The organism is Streptomyces sp. BRA346 (assembly GCF_052851135.1).
On record NZ_JAIWIH010000005.1, the window covers coordinates 122,835 to 139,163 of the forward strand.

At 73.1% G+C, this 16,329-nt stretch carries 13 protein-coding genes; 6 read left to right on the forward strand and 7 right to left on the reverse strand.

The features are described 5' to 3' along the window. Nucleotides 1-14: 14 nt before the first annotated feature. Entirely contained in the window at nucleotides 15-1,184 is a 1,170-nt protein-coding gene (locus LCH29_RS07405; protein WP_446460887.1) for a baeRF2 domain-containing protein, read from the reverse strand. Nucleotides 1,185-1,446: 262 nt separating this feature from the next. Here LCH29_RS07405 and LCH29_RS07410 point away from each other — a divergent pair, with 262 nt between their 5' ends. Continuing rightward, complete coding sequence (locus LCH29_RS07410; protein ID WP_446460888.1) at nucleotides 1,447-2,046, forward strand: TIGR03086 family metal-binding protein; 600 nt, start codon at nucleotides 1,447-1,449, stop codon at nucleotides 2,044-2,046. Between the two features lie 666 nt (nucleotides 2,047-2,712). Here the strand turns inward: LCH29_RS07410 and LCH29_RS07415 are convergent. The 5 genes from LCH29_RS07415 to LCH29_RS07435 form a co-directional block, all read right to left on the reverse strand. Continuing rightward, entirely contained in the window at nucleotides 2,713-4,818 is a 2,106-nt protein-coding gene (locus LCH29_RS07415; protein WP_446460889.1) for a catalase, read from the reverse strand. Next, complete coding sequence (locus LCH29_RS07420) at nucleotides 4,818-5,390, reverse strand: type 1 glutamine amidotransferase domain-containing protein (RefSeq protein ID WP_446461277.1); 573 nt, start codon at nucleotides 5,388-5,390, stop codon at nucleotides 4,818-4,820. The genes LCH29_RS07415 and LCH29_RS07420 overlap by 1 nt, the downstream gene beginning before the upstream one ends. A 143-nt stretch (nucleotides 5,391-5,533) precedes the next feature. Beyond that, complete coding sequence (locus LCH29_RS07425; protein WP_446460890.1) at nucleotides 5,534-6,625, reverse strand: enolase C-terminal domain-like protein; 1,092 nt, start codon at nucleotides 6,623-6,625, stop codon at nucleotides 5,534-5,536. Between the two features lie 13 nt (nucleotides 6,626-6,638). Beyond that, on the reverse strand, nucleotides 6,639-8,471 hold the full coding sequence (locus LCH29_RS07430; RefSeq protein ID WP_446460891.1) for a thiamine pyrophosphate-requiring protein: 1,833 nt from the start codon (nucleotides 8,469-8,471) through the stop codon (nucleotides 6,639-6,641). Nucleotides 8,472-8,522: 51 nt separating this feature from the next. Continuing rightward, entirely contained in the window at nucleotides 8,523-9,488 is a 966-nt protein-coding gene (locus LCH29_RS07435) for an LLM class F420-dependent oxidoreductase (RefSeq protein ID WP_446460892.1), read from the reverse strand. Nucleotides 9,489-9,725: 237 nt separating this feature from the next. On the opposite strand from LCH29_RS07435, the gene LCH29_RS07440 reads away from it, so the two are divergent. After that, complete coding sequence (locus tag LCH29_RS07440; protein WP_446460893.1) at nucleotides 9,726-10,634, forward strand: SigB/SigF/SigG family RNA polymerase sigma factor; 909 nt, start codon at nucleotides 9,726-9,728, stop codon at nucleotides 10,632-10,634. Here the strand turns inward: LCH29_RS07440 and LCH29_RS07445 are convergent. Continuing rightward, complete coding sequence (locus LCH29_RS07445) at nucleotides 10,606-11,814, reverse strand: PAS domain-containing protein (RefSeq protein ID WP_446460894.1); 1,209 nt, start codon at nucleotides 11,812-11,814, stop codon at nucleotides 10,606-10,608. The genes LCH29_RS07440 and LCH29_RS07445 overlap by 29 nt on opposite strands. A gap of 145 nt (nucleotides 11,815-11,959) precedes the next feature. Between LCH29_RS07445 and LCH29_RS07450 the strand changes: the two genes are divergently transcribed. The 4 genes from LCH29_RS07450 (at nucleotide 11,960) to LCH29_RS07465 (ending at nucleotide 16,301) form a co-directional block, all read left to right on the forward strand. Continuing rightward, nucleotides 11,960-12,703 (forward strand): ANTAR domain-containing response regulator, encoded by a 744-nt coding sequence (locus tag LCH29_RS07450; protein WP_446460895.1) that lies wholly within the window; start codon nucleotides 11,960-11,962, stop codon nucleotides 12,701-12,703. A gap of 112 nt (nucleotides 12,704-12,815) precedes the next feature. Beyond that, complete coding sequence (locus LCH29_RS07455; RefSeq protein ID WP_446460896.1) at nucleotides 12,816-14,036, forward strand: aminotransferase class I/II-fold pyridoxal phosphate-dependent enzyme; 1,221 nt, start codon at nucleotides 12,816-12,818, stop codon at nucleotides 14,034-14,036. Between the two features lie 47 nt (nucleotides 14,037-14,083). Further along, nucleotides 14,084-15,160, forward strand: coding sequence for an MBL fold metallo-hydrolase (locus LCH29_RS07460; protein ID WP_446460897.1), 1,077 nt, complete (start codon nucleotides 14,084-14,086; stop codon nucleotides 15,158-15,160). A 73-nt stretch (nucleotides 15,161-15,233) separates the two neighbouring features. Continuing rightward, nucleotides 15,234-16,301, forward strand: a complete 1,068-nt coding sequence (locus LCH29_RS07465) for a right-handed parallel beta-helix repeat-containing protein (protein ID WP_446460898.1) — start codon at nucleotides 15,234-15,236, stop codon at nucleotides 16,299-16,301. The last annotated feature ends 28 nt before the right edge of the window (nucleotides 16,302-16,329 follow it).

The window sequence follows — 16,329 nt, forward strand, 5'->3', positions numbered from 1 at the left end:
ATGTCCCCGAGAGTTCACTGCGGCGCGCCGCCCTCGTACGGCCAGCGCAGCAGTGCGCCCAGCCCCCCGACCGGGGCGCCGTTCGTGTCCTCCGCCCCGCCGGGCGGCACCGTCAGCACCTCGGCGCCGGTGGCCGCGGCCGAGCGGATCAGGGCGTCGTCGGCGCGCACCGCGGCGGGCCGGGCGTCGCCGAGGTACTGGAGGTCGGTACGGCGCATCGCCACCTGGTCCGGCTCCGCCCCCGCCCATACGTCGCGGTACAGGTCGGTGCCGTCCGGCCGGATCAGCAGCGTGCCGATGCGGTGCTCACGCGCCGCGTCGACCAGCGCCGGAACGCCCTCCGCGGCCGTCACACGGCCCTCCGTGGGCACGCGGCCCGCCCGGAAGCGCTCCAGCACCTCTCCGGTGTGATCGTGCAGATGCCGGGCCCGCACCTCGTCCACGTCGCGGTCCAGCAGGCGGGCGGCGTGCGTACCGGGCGAAGCCGAACCGGCGGCCCGGCCGCCGTGCGCGGTCTCCGCCGCCCGGCCGCGCAGCTGCTCCGGCAGCCGGTCGTGCACCGCGCGCCGCTCGCGCGCGTCCCCGACCAGCAGCACCAGATCGGCCTGCGTCTCCTCCTGGTGGGCCCGCAGCTCGTCCGCGATCAGCCCCGCGTTGTGCTCCCAGGTGTTCTCCGTCCGCAGCTGGAAATGGCGCTCCGACCAGTCGGCCGTCGCGGTGCGGTGCACCGGCCACTGCTGCCCGGTCACCCGACCCACGGCCCGGTCGCCGCGCGCGCGGCGCAGCTCGAAGTCCGCGCCCGTGCGGTCGATGTACGCCACCAGGCAGGACGGATCGTCCCCCGCCAGCTCCACCAGCGGCCCCACGTGAGGCAGCGCCGACCAGCACGCGTGGGGCGCGCCCTGCGGCGGCGCCGTCAGCGACGGGTCGAGCACCACCTCGCCGCGCGAGGCGAAGACGGCCCGGCCCACCGGCTCGGTCGCCGGTGTCACCGTGGCCAGCTCGTCATACACCGCACGGCAGGTGCGCGCGTCGGCGCCCTGCTGCTCCAGTCGGCGGCACGCCTCACGGGCGTGCCGCTCGTGTTCCTCGGCCGAGGACTGGTCGGGGTGCGAGGTGTCGACGTAAACGGTTGCCCAGGGGCCTGGGCGTTCGAACAGCGGATTCAGGAATCCGAGTCGCATGTACTTCCCTCCCGGCGTTCCGGGTGTTTCGTCCCTCCCGCGTACCCGTCGCCACGGCATCGACACGGGCACGGACGGGTCGGGTCCGGATTCCTGCGGAAGATTTCTTCACCAGGTTTGAGGCACCTCCGCCCGGGGACCCGACGCGTGGCCGAGCGGCCCGCGTAGGGATGAGGGCGGCGCCGGGCACGGGAGATCAGGGGCCCGTGCCCGGCGCCTCTGCGCGTTTTTTAACGCCACGAGGCGCGGGTACCCGGCGCGCATGACTGACACCTCCGCGAACCTTGCGGCGGAGAATCCGCTGCTGGCCAGACACGGTGAGGCGCTGGACCTGTTCACCGAGCGGGTGCACGCCGTACGGCCCGACCAGTGGGACGCCCCCACGCCCTGCACCGAATGGACCGTGCGGGACCTGGTGAACCACCTGGCGGTCGAGCAGATGTGGGTCCCGGCGCTGCTCCGCGAGGGCGCGAGCGCCGGTGGCGAGTCCGACGTCCTGTCCGGCGACCAGCTCGGTGAGGACCCCGTCGCCACCTGGGACGCGGCCGCCGCCGTCGCCCGTACGGCCTTCCAGGAGCCGGGCGCCCTGGAGCGCACCGTCGCCCTCTCCTACGGCGCGAGCCCCGCCACGGAGTACTGCGCCCAGATGACCGCCGACGCGACGGTCCACGCGTGGGACCTCTCCCGCGCCATCGGTGCCGACGAACGGCTCCCCAAGCCGCTGGTCGACTTCTCCGTACGGGAGGTCGCCCCCTACGCCGCGGACCTGGAGAAGAGCGGCCTCTTCGCGGCCCCGGTCGACCCCCCACCGAACGCCGACGCCCAGACCAAACTCCTGGCCCTCCTGGGCCGCGAAACGTAGTCGGCGCCGGCGGTTTCCCTGGGCGGTGGCCGCGGTGTGTCTTTCCCCCACCCCGCCCCTTCCCGAACCCGGGGCGCAGCCCCGGACCCCTCCGGGGCTGCGCCCCGAGCCCGGTCGGGTGCCCGGGGCTGTGCCCTGGGCCCGGTNGGGTGACGGGGTTGTGCCCGTGGCCTTGAGGGGTGGAGCCGGGGCTGTGCCCTGGGCCCGGTTGGGTGACGGGGTTGTGCCCGTGGCCTTGAGGGGTGGAGCCGGGGCTGTGCCCTGGGCCCGGTTGGGGGACCGGGCTGTGCCCCTGGCCCCGGGGGGGGCGAAACGGGGCGGCGCCCCGGGCCGTGGGTGTGGCGTCGGGCCTGTGCCCCGGAAGCTGCCGGGCGGTAGTTGCCCTTGGCCCTGGCACTCAAGTGTCGGGTGCGGGGTCCGGGGCGGAGCCCCGGGTTCGGGAAGGGGCGGGATAGGGGAAAGGGCACCCGGCCGCGCGAACGTCACTCCCCGGGCCGTGGGCGTGGCGTCGGGCCTGCGTCCCGGAAGCTGTCGGGCGGTGGTCGCCCCTGGTCCTGGCACCGAGGTGTCGGGTGCGGGGTCCGGGACGGGGCCCCGGGGCAGGGAAAGGGCACCCCGGCCGCGCGAACGCCACACCCCGGGCCCGGGGTGTGGCGTCGGCCGGGGTCAGGGGCGGAGGGCGGGGCGGGTCCAGTGGCGGTGGGCGGCTATCGCTTCGGTGAAGGCCCGGGTGAACTCCTCGCTCGCCGCGCCCGTCGTCGTGTCCGTGACCACGCCCCGGTCGGAGCAGACCTGGTGGTGGGCGGCCGAGAGGTGGAGGCCGTCGGGGGCGAGGACGGTGAGGAGGCCGACGCCGGAGCCCAGGGCGCCGATCGGCTTGCCGTGCCGGTAGGCGTCGCGGACGAAGCGCATGGCGGCTTCGTCGGAGGCCAGGTCGGGGGTGCCGGGGGGACCGCCGGGCAGCAGGACGGCGTCGTACAGGACGGAGGCGACGGTCGGCAGGGCGCGGTCGACGGCATAGCCGTTGCCGTCGCTGCCGCGCACCTTGCCGTCGTGGGCGGCGAGCGCTTCGACGACGGCGCCGTCGGCGCTGAGCGCCTGCTGCGCCTGGGTGAGCTGCTCGACGTCCACGCCGTCCGTGACGAGCACCGCGACGGTGCGGGTGCGGATGGAGTGGTCGCCGCCCAGGTTGTCCAGGCTGAGGGCGGGGGAGGCGACGGGTTTGTGGTTGTCGGGGCCCGGCTCGGGGTTGGCGACCCCGATGCCCTCGGCGACCGCGGTGGCCAGGCCGTAGTCGATGTGCGCCAGCTCGTTGACCGTACGCTCCCGCACCCGCACCGTGCCGACCTTGCCCAGCTCGAAGCGGAAAGCGTCGACGATGTGCTTGCGCTCCCAGTCGCTCATGCTGTTCCAGAACATGGCGGCCTGGCTGTAGAAGTCCTTGAAGCTGGGGCTGCGCTTGCGGATCTTGTCGCCGTCGACGCGTTCGGCGTAGTGGGTGTAGGCGTAGCCGTCCGCTCCGGCGATGGCGGGGCAGCCGCCGCCGAGGGAGTTGGGGGAGTAGTTGGTGCCTGTATGGATCGCGGTCTGGTGGTAGCCGTCGCGGTGGTTGGTGCGTACGGGGGCGACGGGTTGGTTGACCGGGATGTGGGCGAAGTTGGGGCCGCCGAGCCGGATCAGCTGGGTGTCCAGGTAGGAGAAGTTGCGGGCCTGGAGCAGCGGGTCGTTGGTGAAGTCGATGCCGGGGACGACGTTGGCGGTGTGGAAGGCGACCTGTTCGGTCTCGGCGAAGAAGTTGTGCGGGTTGCGGTCCAGGACCATGCGGCCGATGGGCCGGACCGGCACCTGCTCCTCCGGGATGAGCTTCGTGGCGTCGAGCAGGTCGAAGTCGAAGTTGAACTCGTCCTCTTCCGGGACCAGTTGGACGCCCAGCTCCCACTCCGGGTACTCGCCCGCCTCGATGGCGTCCCACAGGTCGCGCCGGTTGAAGTCGGGGTCCCGGCCCTGGCACTCCTGGGCCTCGTCCCACACCAGGGAGTGCACGCCGAGCTTGGGCTTCCAGTGGAACTTCACGAAGGTGCCCTTGCCGTGCGCGTCCACGAAGCGGAAGGTGTGCACGCCGAAGCCCTGCATCATCCGGTAGCTGCGCGGAATAGCCCGGTCCGACATCAGCCACATCATCATGTGCATGGTCTCGGGCTGGAGGGAGACGAAGTCCCACAGGGTGTCGTGCGCGGAGGCGCCGGTCGGGATGTCGTTCTGCGGTTCGGGTTTCACCGCGTGCACGAAGTCGGGGAACTTGATGCCGTCCTGGATGAAGAAGACCGGCATGTTGTTGCCGACCAGGTCGTAGTTCCCCTCCGAGGTGTAGAACTTGGTGGCGAAGCCGCGGACGTCGCGCACCGTGTCGGCCGAGCCGCGCGGCCCCTGCACGGTGGAGAACCGTACGAAGACGGGGGTGCGCACGGACGGGTCCTGGAGGAAGGCGGCCTTGGTGAACTCCGCGCAGGACTCGTACGGTTCGAAGTACCCGTACGCGCCCGCGCCGCGCGCGTGCACCACCCGCTCCGGGATCCGCTCATGGTCGAAGTGGGTGAGCTTCTCGCGGAAGTGGAAGTCCTCCATCAGCGTGGGGCCGCGCTCGCCCGCCGCGAGGGAGTCGTCGGTGTGGTCGACCGCCACCCCCTGGTCGGTGGTCAGCGGTCCCTCGGCGGGGTCGGGGGCCAGATGCGTTTCCCGCTGCCGCTCCTTGCGGTCCGGCTGTTCGGTCATCACGCCGCTCCCTTCCGCGCCGAGCCCGCCGGGCCCGCGGCCTTCGCGAACTCCTCCAGGAAGGCCTCGTCGAAGGCCTTGAGGTCGTCCGGCTTACGGCTGGTGATCAGGGCGCCCCGGCCGCCCTCGCAGACCTTGACCTGCTCGTCCACCCAGACGCCGCCCGCGTTGGTGATGTCGGTGCGCAGACTGGGCCACGAGGTGAGGGTGCGGCCGCGTACGACGTCGGCCTCGACCAGCGTCCAGGGCGCGTGGCAGATGGCGGCGACCGGCTTGCCCGCTTCGACGAAGCCCTTGACGAAGGCGACGGCCCGCTTGTCCAGGCGCAGCAGGTCCGGGTTGGCGACGCCGCCGGGCAGCACGAGGGCGTCGTACTCCTCCACCCTCGCGTCCTTCACCGTCTGGTCGACCTCGAAGGTGTCCGCCTTGTCGAGGTGGTGGAACGCCTGGATGCGGCCGGACGCGGTGGACACCAGTCGGGGCGTGCCGCCGGCGTCGCGGACCGCCTGCCAGGGATCGGTGAGTTCGACCTGCTCTACGCCTTCGGGGGCGACGAGGAAGGCGACCTTCATTGCGTTCACGTCCTTTCGGGTGTCATCCGTACGTCGTGTCATCCGTCGTACGTCGGGTCATCCGTACGTCGTGTCATCCGTACGTCCTCCGTGGTCCGCCCGGCGGGTAGCCAGCACGGCGGCGCCGAAACCGCGCGCGCACGTCACAGCACCCGGTACGGCGTCGCCGTCTCGTGGCGGAAGGACATGCCGTGGCCCGGCGCGCCGCCCGCCCCGGGCCGTACCGAGCCGCCGGTGGGGTCGAGGGCGCCGGTGAACAGGGTGGACTCGAGCCGCGCATGGTCGTGGAACCATTCGATGTGCCGCAGGTTCGGCACGCACGCCGCCGCGTGCGCATGGGCGTGCGGGGCGCAGTGCGCGGAGATCTCCAGCCCCATGGCCTCGGCGAGGGCGGCGGCGCGCAGCCAGACGGTGAGCCCGCCGCAGCGGGTGGCATCCGCCTGGAGGCAGTCCACGACCGGCGCCAGCCGCGCGAAGGCGGGCAGCATGTAGCCGTACTCCCCCGCCGCGACGTCGCAGACCACCAGGTCGCGGACGACCCGCAGGCCGTCGAGGTCGTCGGAGGAGACCGGCTCCTCGAACCAGCCCACCCCGCTCTCGGCGAGCGCGTGGCCCATGCGCACCGCCTGCTTGCGGTTGTAGGCGCCGTTGGCGTCCACGTACAGCTCGGCGTGCGGGCCGATCGCGTCGCGTGCGTGGCGCACCCGGGCGAGGTCGCGCTCGACGGCCCGGCCCCACGCCTCACCGATCTTGATCTTGACGCGTTCGATGCCCTGGCCGTGCACCCAGCCGGTCAGCTGGGTGGCCAGATGGGTGTCGTGGTACGTGGTGAAGCCGCCGGAGCCGTAGACCGGCACGGCCTCGTGCACCGCGCCGATCAACTGGGTCAGCGGCAGCTCCAGCAGCCGCGCCTTGAGGTCCCACAGCGCGATGTCCACCGCGGAGATCGCGCAGGACACCAGCCCGGGACGGCCAGCGTTGCGCACGGCGCGGCCCATGGTCTCGTTCGTCCCCGCGATGTCCAGCGGGGAGCGGCCCAGGACATGGGCGCGCAGCAGGTCGCAGACCACCGACCCGGCGTCGGCCGGTGCGTACGTCCAGCCGAGGCCGGTGGTCGTTCCGCTGCGCGCCTCGACCACCACGATGGTGGTGTCCTCCCAGGCGAGGGTGGCGTCCGCCTCGGGGGCGTCGGTCGGCACCGTGTAGGCCGTGACGTCCAGCCGCTCGATCTTCACGACGCACCCGGGCTCATGTGGCGTCGCCGTCGGCCTTCTTGCCCTGGCCGGAGGATCGGTGCGACCGGTGCGGCAGGAACTCCTGCACCTTCGCCTTCAGCCCCTGGCGCACCATGCCGGTGCGGTCCGCGTCGCCCTTGACCATGGATTCGAGCGTGGCCTCCATCTGCTCCCAGGTCGCGTGCGGCGGGATCGGCGGCACGGCCGGGTCGGTCAGGAACTCGACGCACACCGGGCCGTCCGCGCTCAACGCCTCGCGCCACGCCTGCTCGACCTGCTCGGGCTTCTCCACCCGGATGCCCTTCAGGCCGAGTGATTCGGCGAACCGCGCCACGGACACGTCGGGGATCTCCTGCGAGGGCAGGAACTGGGGCGCGCCGCCCATCGCCCGCATCTCCCAGGTCACCTGGTTGAGGTCCTGGTTGTTCCAGACGCCGATGATCAGCCGCGGATCGTCCCACGCGTGGCGGTACTTGGCCGCGGTGATCAGCTCCGCCATGCCGTTCATCTGCATCGCGCCGTCCCCGACGAGCGCCACCACGGGCCGGTCCGGCCGGGCGAACTTCGCGCCGATCGCGTACGGCACGCCGCTGCCCATGGTGGCCAGGGTGCCGGACAGCGAGCCGCGCATCCGCCCGCGCATCCGCACATGGCGGGCGTACCAGTTGGCGACGGAGCCGGAGTCGCAGGTGAGGATCGCGTCGTCGGGGAGCAGCGGGTTCAGGCAGTGGGCCACGTACTCGGGGTTGATGGGGTCGGCCGACACCTCGGCGCGCTGCTCCATCACCTCGTCCCAGCGCCGTACGCCCGCCATGACCTCGTCCTGCCAGTCGCGGGACTCCTTGCGGCGCAGCATCGGCAGCAGCCGCAGCAGCGTCTCGCGGGCGTCGCCGACCAGGTTGACCTCGTACGGGTAGCGCATCCCGATCATGTGCGGGTCGAGGTCGATCTGCACCCCGCGGACCTTGCCGAACTCCGGCAGGAACTGGGTGTACGGGAAGCTGGAGCCGATCGTCAGCAGGGTGTCGCAGTCGCGCATCAGCTCGTACGAGGGGCGGGTGCCCAGCAGCCCGATGGGCCCGGTGACATACGGCAGGTCGTCGCTCAGCACGTCCAGGCCGAGGAGCGCCTTGGCGATGCCCGCGCCGAGCGTGTCGGCCACCTGCCGCACCTCGGCGCGCGCGCCGGCGGCGCCCTGGCCGACCAGGATGGCGACCCGTTCGCCCGCGTTCAGCACCTCGGCGGCGCGTTCCAGCGCGCTGCTGGAGGGCACCGCGGACCAGCCGCTGCGGTCCAGGCTGGAGGGCACCATCTTGAACTCGTGGGTGGGCGGGGTGTAGTCCAGCTCCTGGACGTCCGCCGGGATGATCACGGCGGTGGGGGCGCGCCGGGCGTAGGCGGTGCGGATGGCCCGGTCCAGGACGTTCGGCAGCTGCTCGGGGACGGTCACGGTCTCCAGGAAGTCGGAGGCGACGTCCTTGTACAGGCTGTGCAGGTCGACTTCCTGCTGGTACGAGCCGCCCATCGCGCTGCGGTGGGTCTGGCCGACCAGCGCCACCACCGGGACGTGGTCCAGTTTGGCGTCGTACAGCCCGTTCAGCAGGTGGATGGCGCCCGGTCCCGAGGTCGCGGCGCACACGCCGAGCCGTCCGCTGAACTTGGCGTAGCCGACCGCCTGGAACGCGGCCATCTCCTCGTGCCGGGCCTGGATGAACCGGGGCTCGTTCTCCGCCCGCCCCCAGGCGGCGAGCAGGCCGTTGATGCCGTCGCCCGGGTATCCGTAGACATGGTCGACGCCCCACTCGCGCAGCCGGGCGAGGACATAGTCGGCGACTTTGGTGGTCATGGTCGGTCACTCACTCCTGTGGGGTGATCGGAATTTCTCACGGGGCAGGGCTCAACCGGCCAGCTGCGGCAGCACCTTGGTGCGGTAGAAGTCGAAGAAGCCGCGCTGGTCGGGCCCGATCTGGTTGACGTAGACGGTGTCGAAACCGGCCTCGGCGTACGCGGACAGCGCGCCGATATGGGCGTCGATGTCGTCGCCGCAGACGACCTTGCGCGCCGTCCGCTCGGGCGTGACGAGGTCGGACGCCTGCTCGAAGTGGGCCGGGGTGGGCAGCGTCGTCAGCAGCTGGCCGGGCAGCGACTCGACCGCCCACAGCCGGTGTGCGGTGCGCAGCGCCTCGTCGGCGTCGGGGCCGAAGCACACCTTCAGGCCGCCGCGTACGGGCTTGTGGTTGCCGCTCGCGCCGCTGCCGCGCCGGAACCGCTCCACCAGCTCCGCGTCGGGGCCCATGGTGATGAAGCCGTCGCCGACCCGCCCGGCCAGCGCGCAGGCGGCCTCCCCGAACGCGGCGATGTCGATGGGCACCGGCTCGTCGGGGACCGTGAACAGCCGGGCGTTCTCCACCGTGTAGTGCTTGCCGTGGTGGTTGACCCGACGCCCCTCGAAGAGCTGGCGCATCACCAGCACGGCCTCTTCCAGCATCTCCAGCCGGATCGGGGCCGGGGGCCAGCGGTCGCCCAGCACATGCTCGTTGAGGGCCTCACCGCTGCCCACGCCCAGCCGGAACCGGCCCTCCAGCAGCACCGCGCTGGTGGCCGCAGCCTGGGCGACGATGGCGGGGTGGATGCGGAACGTGGGGCAGGTGACGGCGGTCTGCACGGGCAGCGAAGTGGCCTGGGCCAGGGCGCCGATCACCGACCAGACGAAGGAACTCTGGCCCTGTGCCTCGTTCCAGGGGTGGTAGTGGTCGGAGATCCACAGCGAGGTGAATCCCGCCTGTTCCGCCATCCGCGCCTGCTCGATCAGCTCGGCGGGGCCGTGTTCCTCGGCGGCCAGGAAGTAGCCGTACTCGGTCATCGGACCCTCCTCGACGAGCGCGGATGCGGTGTCACGGGTAACCGGCGCGAAGGGAAGAAAACACGCGAAGAAATCTTGTTTGGCAGGGTCTCGGACGGGCACGCACCCCTTAGTGCTTCGGACCCGAGGCACGCCGCGGGAGCAGCCCGGCTGCGACAGGCGTGTCCTCAGTGGTCGCCATATTTGTCCGATTTGCTCCCACGGTGACACACCATAGCCCAAGGGAGGCACGGGCGCATGACAGCCGTACGAGCACACACCCGGCAGACCCACTCCCGGCAAACACGCACCCAGCAGGCGCACCCCCGGAAGACCCACCCCCGGCAGGCACATCACCGGCAGCGTCGGCATGCGCACGACGACGCCCCCGACACCACCGCCGAGTTCCGCCGCATCGCCTCCCTGCCGGAGGGCCCGGCGAAGGAGGCCCTGCGCCAGGACGTCGTCCGTGCCTGGATGCCGATGGCCGAGCGGCTGGCCGGGCAGTTCCGCAACCGGGGCGAGTCCGCCGAGGATCTGCGGCAGGTCGCCATGCTCGGCCTGGTCAAGGCCGTCAACCGGTACGACCCGGACCGCGGCACGGCCTTCGAGAGCTACGCCGTGCCGACCGTGGTCGGCGAGGTCAAGCGGCACTTCCGGGACCACCTGTGGGGCCTCCACGTCCCGCGCCGGGTACAGGAGCTGCGCAACCGGGTCCGTACGGCGGTCCAGGAGCTGACCCGCACCCCGGACGGCCGCACGCCCGGCGTCGCCGACATCGCCGAGCACACCGGGCTGAGCGAGGAGGACGTCCGGTCCGGCATGGAGGCGCTGGAGAGCTACAGCACGCTGTCCCTGGACGCCGAACTGCGGGGCGCCGACGACGGATACGCGCTCGTCGACACCCTCGGCTCGCCGGAACCCTCCTACGACCGCGTCGTCCAGCGCGAGGCGCTCAAGCCGTGCCTGGCCGCCCTGCCCGAACGCGAACGGCGCATCCTGTACCTGCGGTTCTTCTGCGACGAGACGCAGGGCCGCATCGCCGACCGGATGGGCATCTCCCAGATGCATGTCTCCCGGCTGATCAGTCGCACCTGCGAGCGCCTGGGCGAGGAAGTCGACGCGGAAGCCGCGCGCCCTACGCGTCCCGGACCCGGGGGCGACTGAGGGCCAGGGCGATGTGACGGGAGACGCGGTCCGCCGCCCCCGCCTCCGCCATCTCGAAGGCGCTCCGCCCGCCCGTACGGAACAGCGTGAGCGCCCCGAGGACCGGGGACGTGGGCGAGACCCGCAGCGGGATGCAGAGCAGCGAGGTGACCTCCTCCCGGACGAGCACGGGCGCGCCCGTGGCGTCCCGGCCGAAGGCGTTCGCGTCGGGCGGGCTCACCCGCAGCGCCGACACCCCGTCGTCCAGCGCGTCGGCCACCAGCGGGCAGCCCGCCGGTTCCTGTTCGGCCAGCGACGCGGTCCGCTCACCGGCCGCCTCCGGCGGGCCGAGCGCCACCATCCGGCGCGGGGCGCCGGGGCCGTCCTCGGCCAGGTCGGCGATCACCCAGTCCGCGAACCGGCCGTGCAGCAGCTCCGCCGCCCGCCCCAGCACCTCCTCGGGCCCGCCGCCCGCGAGGGTGACCCGCAGCAGCGCCGTCGCCATGTCGTCGACCAGATCCAGCAGCTCGGCGTGGCGCGTCACCTCGGCCAGGTCCGGTTGCGCGGCCGCCCCGTCCACCGCGTCCCTCGCGGCGGTCCTGGCGACCGGGATCGTGGCCGAGGCGGCGGTCACCGGGGTGCCGCGGTCCGGCTGGAAGGCGGCCAGCACCGCGGGCTGCGGCTCGCCCGGCGGCCGCAGGGCCGCCAGCGTCACCCGCAGCGCGCCGTCCGGCCCCGGCTGCGACAGGTGCACGGTCAGACTGCGCCCGCCCTCGCCGCGCGCCACCGCCGCGACCTGCGACCGCAGCGCGGCCTGCCCGTCGCGGCGCAGCGACGACGTCAGCGGGCGGCCGGTGGCGTACCCGGCGCGGGTGTTGAACAGCTGGGTCGCGGCGAAGTTCATACGACGAACGACGGACTCGCGGTCCAGTAAAACGACGGGAATAGGTAGTCGCTGGAACAGGGCGCGCAGCAATTGCTGTTCCTGGGGGTCGGCCCGGCCGCCCGGGGGGATGCGGCTCGCCGCGGCCAGCTCCTCGTACCGCGGCCACAGCACGTCCACCACGTGCTGAAGCTCGAAAAGAGCGGCGTCCAGCAGGGACAGCCGCTCCTGGGAGGGCAGTGCCCTCGCCGTTCGCAATTCATCGACACGTCTGCGGAAATCCGTGAGTTCCGCACCAAAATCCTGCGCCCGGGGCATGGGCACACCGTAGCCTGACCGGCCGGTAAGCACCGGCCCGGTGTTGTTTTCCGCGCAAGGCCGAGGGAAGCCGACCGAAAGGGACCTCCGCGACCTCTGAAGGGACCTCTGCGACCTCCATCGAAGGAAAGGACCGGAGTCGGCCATGCCCGAACGCGCGTACAGCCGTCCGCAGTGCCAGCCCGAAACCCCATCGCTCGGCCGGGGGCTCGCGGAGCTGGCGGAACAGGCCGCCTCGTGCACTCCGGACAGCTGCGGGGCGACCGCCACCGCGCTCCTTCCCCAGGACGCGTCCACCGGTGCGGAGGACGACCGGACGATGGCCGCCACCCACCCCGATCTGTCGGCGCTGGTGTCGGTGCAGATGATGTCGGGGGAGGGCCCGATCCTGGCCGCCCTGGACACCGGCCGCCCGGCGGGCGCCGACGATCTGCTGCACGACCTGCGCTGGCCGCGGTACCGGGCCCGGGCGCTGGACGCGGGGGTGCGGTCCAGTGCGACGCTGCCGTTCGCCCGCGACGGGCTGACGGTGACGATCTCCGTCTACGGCCTGCGGCCCGGGCCCCTGGAGAAGGCGGCCCAGGGCGCCACCGAGCTGCTCGGCGACCTCACCACCGAGTCCCTGGCCCGGGACCGCCTCTACCGCGCCGCCCTCGTCCAGGTGGACCAGCTGGACGCGGCGCTGCGCTCGCGTCCGGTGGTGGACCAGGCGTGCGGGATCGTGATGTACGTGCTGGGGTGCGACGCCGACCGCGCCTTCGACCTGCTGCGCCGGACCTCGCAGCGGACGAACCGCAAGCTGGTGAACGTGGCCGAGACGGTCGTACGGACCCGCGGCCGCGGCCTGGAGCGCCGGCTGATCGCCCTGGACCAGGACGACGCGTCCTGACCCCCTCCTCGTGATCATCGCGGGGTGTCGCCCCGCGCCGCCGCCACCGCGGATCTGCGAAGGTGGACAGCGTCGGCACACACACGTGCACACACACGAAAGGTGTGGACGAATGCAACGGCAGTGGACCGCACCGGCCCCGGCCGACCGGGAGGACGGCGGGCTGCCGGTCCTCCCGGAGCTGGCCGCGTGCTTCGCGGCGGCCGCGGACCGGGTCGCGCCGGAGCCGGTCGGCGGCTCCGCCGACCTGCGCACGGCCGCGTGCGCGTACTGGTCGCGGCGCGGGCTGTGGACCGCCCCCGAGCACATCGTGGCCGCCCCCGGCGCCGAGCCGCTGCTGCTCGCGCTGCTCGCCTCGGCCCCCGGCGGCGACGTCCTGCTGCCCCGCCCCTGCGCCGCCTGGTACGAGCCGCTGGTGCGGCTGGTGGACCGGCGCGGCCACCACGCCCCCGTACCGGCCGAGTGCGGCGGGCTGCCCGATCCGTTCGCGCTGCTGGAGACCGTCCGCCGGGTGCGGGCCGAGGGCGGGGTGCCGCGCATCCTGCTGCTGTCCGTCGCCGACGACCCGACCGGCACCGTGGCCCCGCCCGAGCTGCTGCACGAGGTGTGCGAGGCGGCGGTGGCCGAGGGGCTGCTGATCGTGAGCGACGAGACGTGGCGGGACACGGTGCACCACCCGCACGGCACGGTGCTGCTGAGCCCCGCCGAGATGGCACCCGAGGACGTGGTCGTGCTCACCGGTCTCGCGGGTGCCTTCACCCCGGCCGGGTGGCCCGCCGCGGTGGCCCGGTTCCCGGGGACCGAGCGCGGCGCGGAGCTGCGCGCGCGGGTGCTGTCCACGCTCACCGCCGTACGGGGCGAGCTGCCCGCGCCCGTCTCGGTGGCCGCCGCGTACGCGCTCACCGAGCCCGAGCCGGTCCGCGACCGGATGACCGCCGCCGCCCGCGCGCACGGGGCGGTGGCGGCCGCGGCGTACCGGGCGCTGACCGCCGTCGGTGCGCTGTGCCGCCCGCCGCAGGCCGGGCGGCAGCTGTACGCGGACCTCGACGAGCTGCGCGGGGTGCTCGCCGCCCGCTCCCTCACCGATTCGGTGGAGCTGGAGCGCGAACTGGCCGGGCGGCTCGGCCCGGCGGTGGCCGGCGGCCACCGGTTCGGCGACCCGCCGCACACACTGCGGGTCCGGCTGGCGACGCTGCCCCTGCTCGGGGCGTCGGACGAGCTGCGGCTCGCCGCGCTGGCCGCCCCGGACCCACTGGAACTTCCGCATGTGGCGGAGGAGTTGGCCGCCTTCGAGACGGCCTTCAGCGACCTCGTCAGGACCGGGGGGCCGTAAGCCGTGACCGGCCGACCGCGTACGCGACCGCGAAGGGAGCGCACCCCATGACCGACCAGGCCGAACCCACCGAAGCGGGCGAGGGCCGCGGCACGTCCCGGTTGCCGCTCCCGGACCGGGCGCGTCCGTCCCTCGACGCGCCGCCGCCGCTGTCCGCCCCGCGCCCGCTCGGCGAGGTCCGCACCTGGCCGAGGTCGTTCGTCGACCGGCTCACCTCCCCGCTGCCCGGGGTGCGCGCCCTCGCCCGGCTGGCCCGCGAGGGGCGGCTGCGGCCGCCGGTGGACACGCTGCGCCAGATCCCGGACCTGCCCTTCGCGCCCGGTCCGCTGCCGCCGACCGGACCCGCGCAGACGGCGCTGACCTGGGCGGGGCACGCGAGTTGGGTGCTGCGGATCGGCGGGCTCACCGTGCTCACCGACCCGGTCTGGTCCCGCCGGATCCTCGGCACCCCGGCCCGGGTCACCCCGCCGGGGGTGCGCTGGGAGGATCTGCCGCCCGTCGACGCGGTGGTCATCAGCCACAACCACTACGACCACCTCGACGCGCCCACCCTGAAGCGGCTGCCCCGCGCCACGCCGCTGTTCGTCCCGGCCGGTCTCGCCGGGTGGTTCCGGGCCCGCCGGTTCACCCGGGTGACCGAGCTGGACTGGTGGGAGGCGGCCGAACTGCCGGGCGCGGGTGGCCCGGTCCGCTTCGACTTCGTCCCCGCGCACCACTGGAGCAAGCGCACCCTGACCGACACCTGCCGCTCGCTGTGGGGCGGATGGGTCGTCACCGCGCCCGACGGGCAGCGGGTGTACTTCGCGGGCGACACCGGCTACGGCCACTGGTTCGGCGAGATCGGCCACCGCTACCCGGGCATCGACCTGGCGCTGCTGCCGATCGGCGCGTACGACCCGCGCTGGATGCTCGCCCCGGTGCACACCGACCCCGACGAGGCCGTACGGGCGTATCAGGACCTCGGGGCGCGGGCGCTGGTCCCCATGCACTGGTCGACGTTCCTGCTCTCCGCCGAACCGCCGCTGGAGCCCCTGCACCGGGTCCGCGCCGCCTTCGAGGCGACGGGCCGTCCCCGCGAGGAGCTGTGGGACCTGCCGGTCGGCGGCTCCCGGGTGCTGGAGTAGGGGTGATGGGGGCGTACGTAACAAGGAGGGGCATAAGTGGCGAGTGGTGAAAGTCGCTCATAGCTTCCTGTTCATGCGCACACTCACGCTTCGCTCCCTCGCGGTCCTCACGGCCGCCCTCGCCATCGAACTCACCCAGCTGCCGGGCGCCCACGCCGCCCCGGCCCCCACCGTGCACACCGTCAAGCCCGGCCAGTCGATCCAGGCCGCGGTGAAGGCGGCCAGGCCCGGCGACACCATCCAGCTGCGCGCCGGTGTCTACCGGGAGAACGTGCAGATCACCAAGGACCGGCTGACGCTGCGCGGCGTGGGCCGGACGACCGTCCTCACCGCGCCCGCCAAGGCGTCGGCCAACGCCTGCGGCAGGGCCGGACACGGCGTCTGCGTCACCGGTACGGCCCAGCGCCGCGTCAAGAATGTCCACATCCGCTCGCTGACCGTCACCGGCTTCCCCAAGAACGGCATCTGGGGCTCCCGCACCGTCCGGATGGACGTACGCAACACCCTCGCCGAGAAGAACGGCCAGCAGGGCATCGGCCAGCAGCTGTCCACCCGCGGGGTCTTCGTCCGCAACGTCTCCCGCAACAACAAGGAGTCGGGCATCTTCCTGGCGAACACCGTCGACGCCGAGGGCGGCGCCACCGACGCCAAGGGCACCTGGGTCGCCGAGAACCGGCTGACCGGCAACCGGATCGGCGTCGTGGTGCGCCGGCTGCGCAACCTGACCGTCGAGCAGAACACCGTCACCGGCAACTGCGGCGGGGTGTTCGTCGTGGGCGACGAGTCGAAGCCGCGCGCCGGGAACCTGACGGTGGCCCACAACGCCGTCCAGGGGAACAACTCCTACTGCGCGCCCAACGCCCGGCTGCCGTTCATCCAAGGGGCGGGCATCGTGCTCACCGGCGCCGAGACCACCCGGGTGACCGGCAACCAGGTGCACGACAACGTCGGCACCTCGCCCATGTCCGGCGGCATCGTGCTGTTCAAGAGCGTCGTCGGCATCGCGAACAGCAAGAACGCCATCAGCCGCAACGTGCTCACCGGCAACAAGCCCGCCGACGTGGCCGACCGGGACAACGGCCCCGGCAACACCTTCACCGGCAACGTCTGCACGCTGTCCGTGCCCACCGGCCGGTGCTGAGCGGCGACGCCATGACCAGAGAGGCGAC

Coding starts and splice junctions, on each gene's coding strand:
- LCH29_RS07405 (WP_446460887.1), bottom strand. CDS start 1,184: ATGCGACTCGGATTCCTGAATCCGCTGTTCGAACGCCCAGGCCCCTGG.
- LCH29_RS07435 (WP_446460892.1), bottom strand. CDS start 9,488: ATGACCGAGTACGGCTACTTCCTGGCCGCCGAGGAACACGGCCCCGCC.
- LCH29_RS07460 (WP_446460897.1), top strand. CDS start 14,084: ATGACCGACCAGGCCGAACCCACCGAAGCGGGCGAGGGCCGCGGCACG.
- LCH29_RS07410 (WP_446460888.1), top strand. CDS start 1,447: ATGACTGACACCTCCGCGAACCTTGCGGCGGAGAATCCGCTGCTGGCC.
- LCH29_RS07440 (WP_446460893.1), top strand. CDS start 9,726: ATGACAGCCGTACGAGCACACACCCGGCAGACCCACTCCCGGCAAACA.
- LCH29_RS07420 (WP_446461277.1), bottom strand. CDS start 5,390: ATGAAGGTCGCCTTCCTCGTCGCCCCCGAAGGCGTAGAGCAGGTCGAA.
- LCH29_RS07455 (WP_446460896.1), top strand. CDS start 12,816: ATGCAACGGCAGTGGACCGCACCGGCCCCGGCCGACCGGGAGGACGGC.
- LCH29_RS07445 (WP_446460894.1), bottom strand. CDS start 11,814: ATGCCCCGGGCGCAGGATTTTGGTGCGGAACTCACGGATTTCCGCAGA.
- LCH29_RS07450 (WP_446460895.1), top strand. CDS start 11,960: ATGCCCGAACGCGCGTACAGCCGTCCGCAGTGCCAGCCCGAAACCCCA.
- LCH29_RS07415 (WP_446460889.1), bottom strand. CDS start 4,818: ATGACCGAACAGCCGGACCGCAAGGAGCGGCAGCGGGAAACGCATCTG.
- LCH29_RS07430 (WP_446460891.1), bottom strand. CDS start 8,471: ATGACCACCAAAGTCGCCGACTATGTCCTCGCCCGGCTGCGCGAGTGG.
- LCH29_RS07465 (WP_446460898.1), top strand. CDS start 15,234: ATGCGCACACTCACGCTTCGCTCCCTCGCGGTCCTCACGGCCGCCCTC.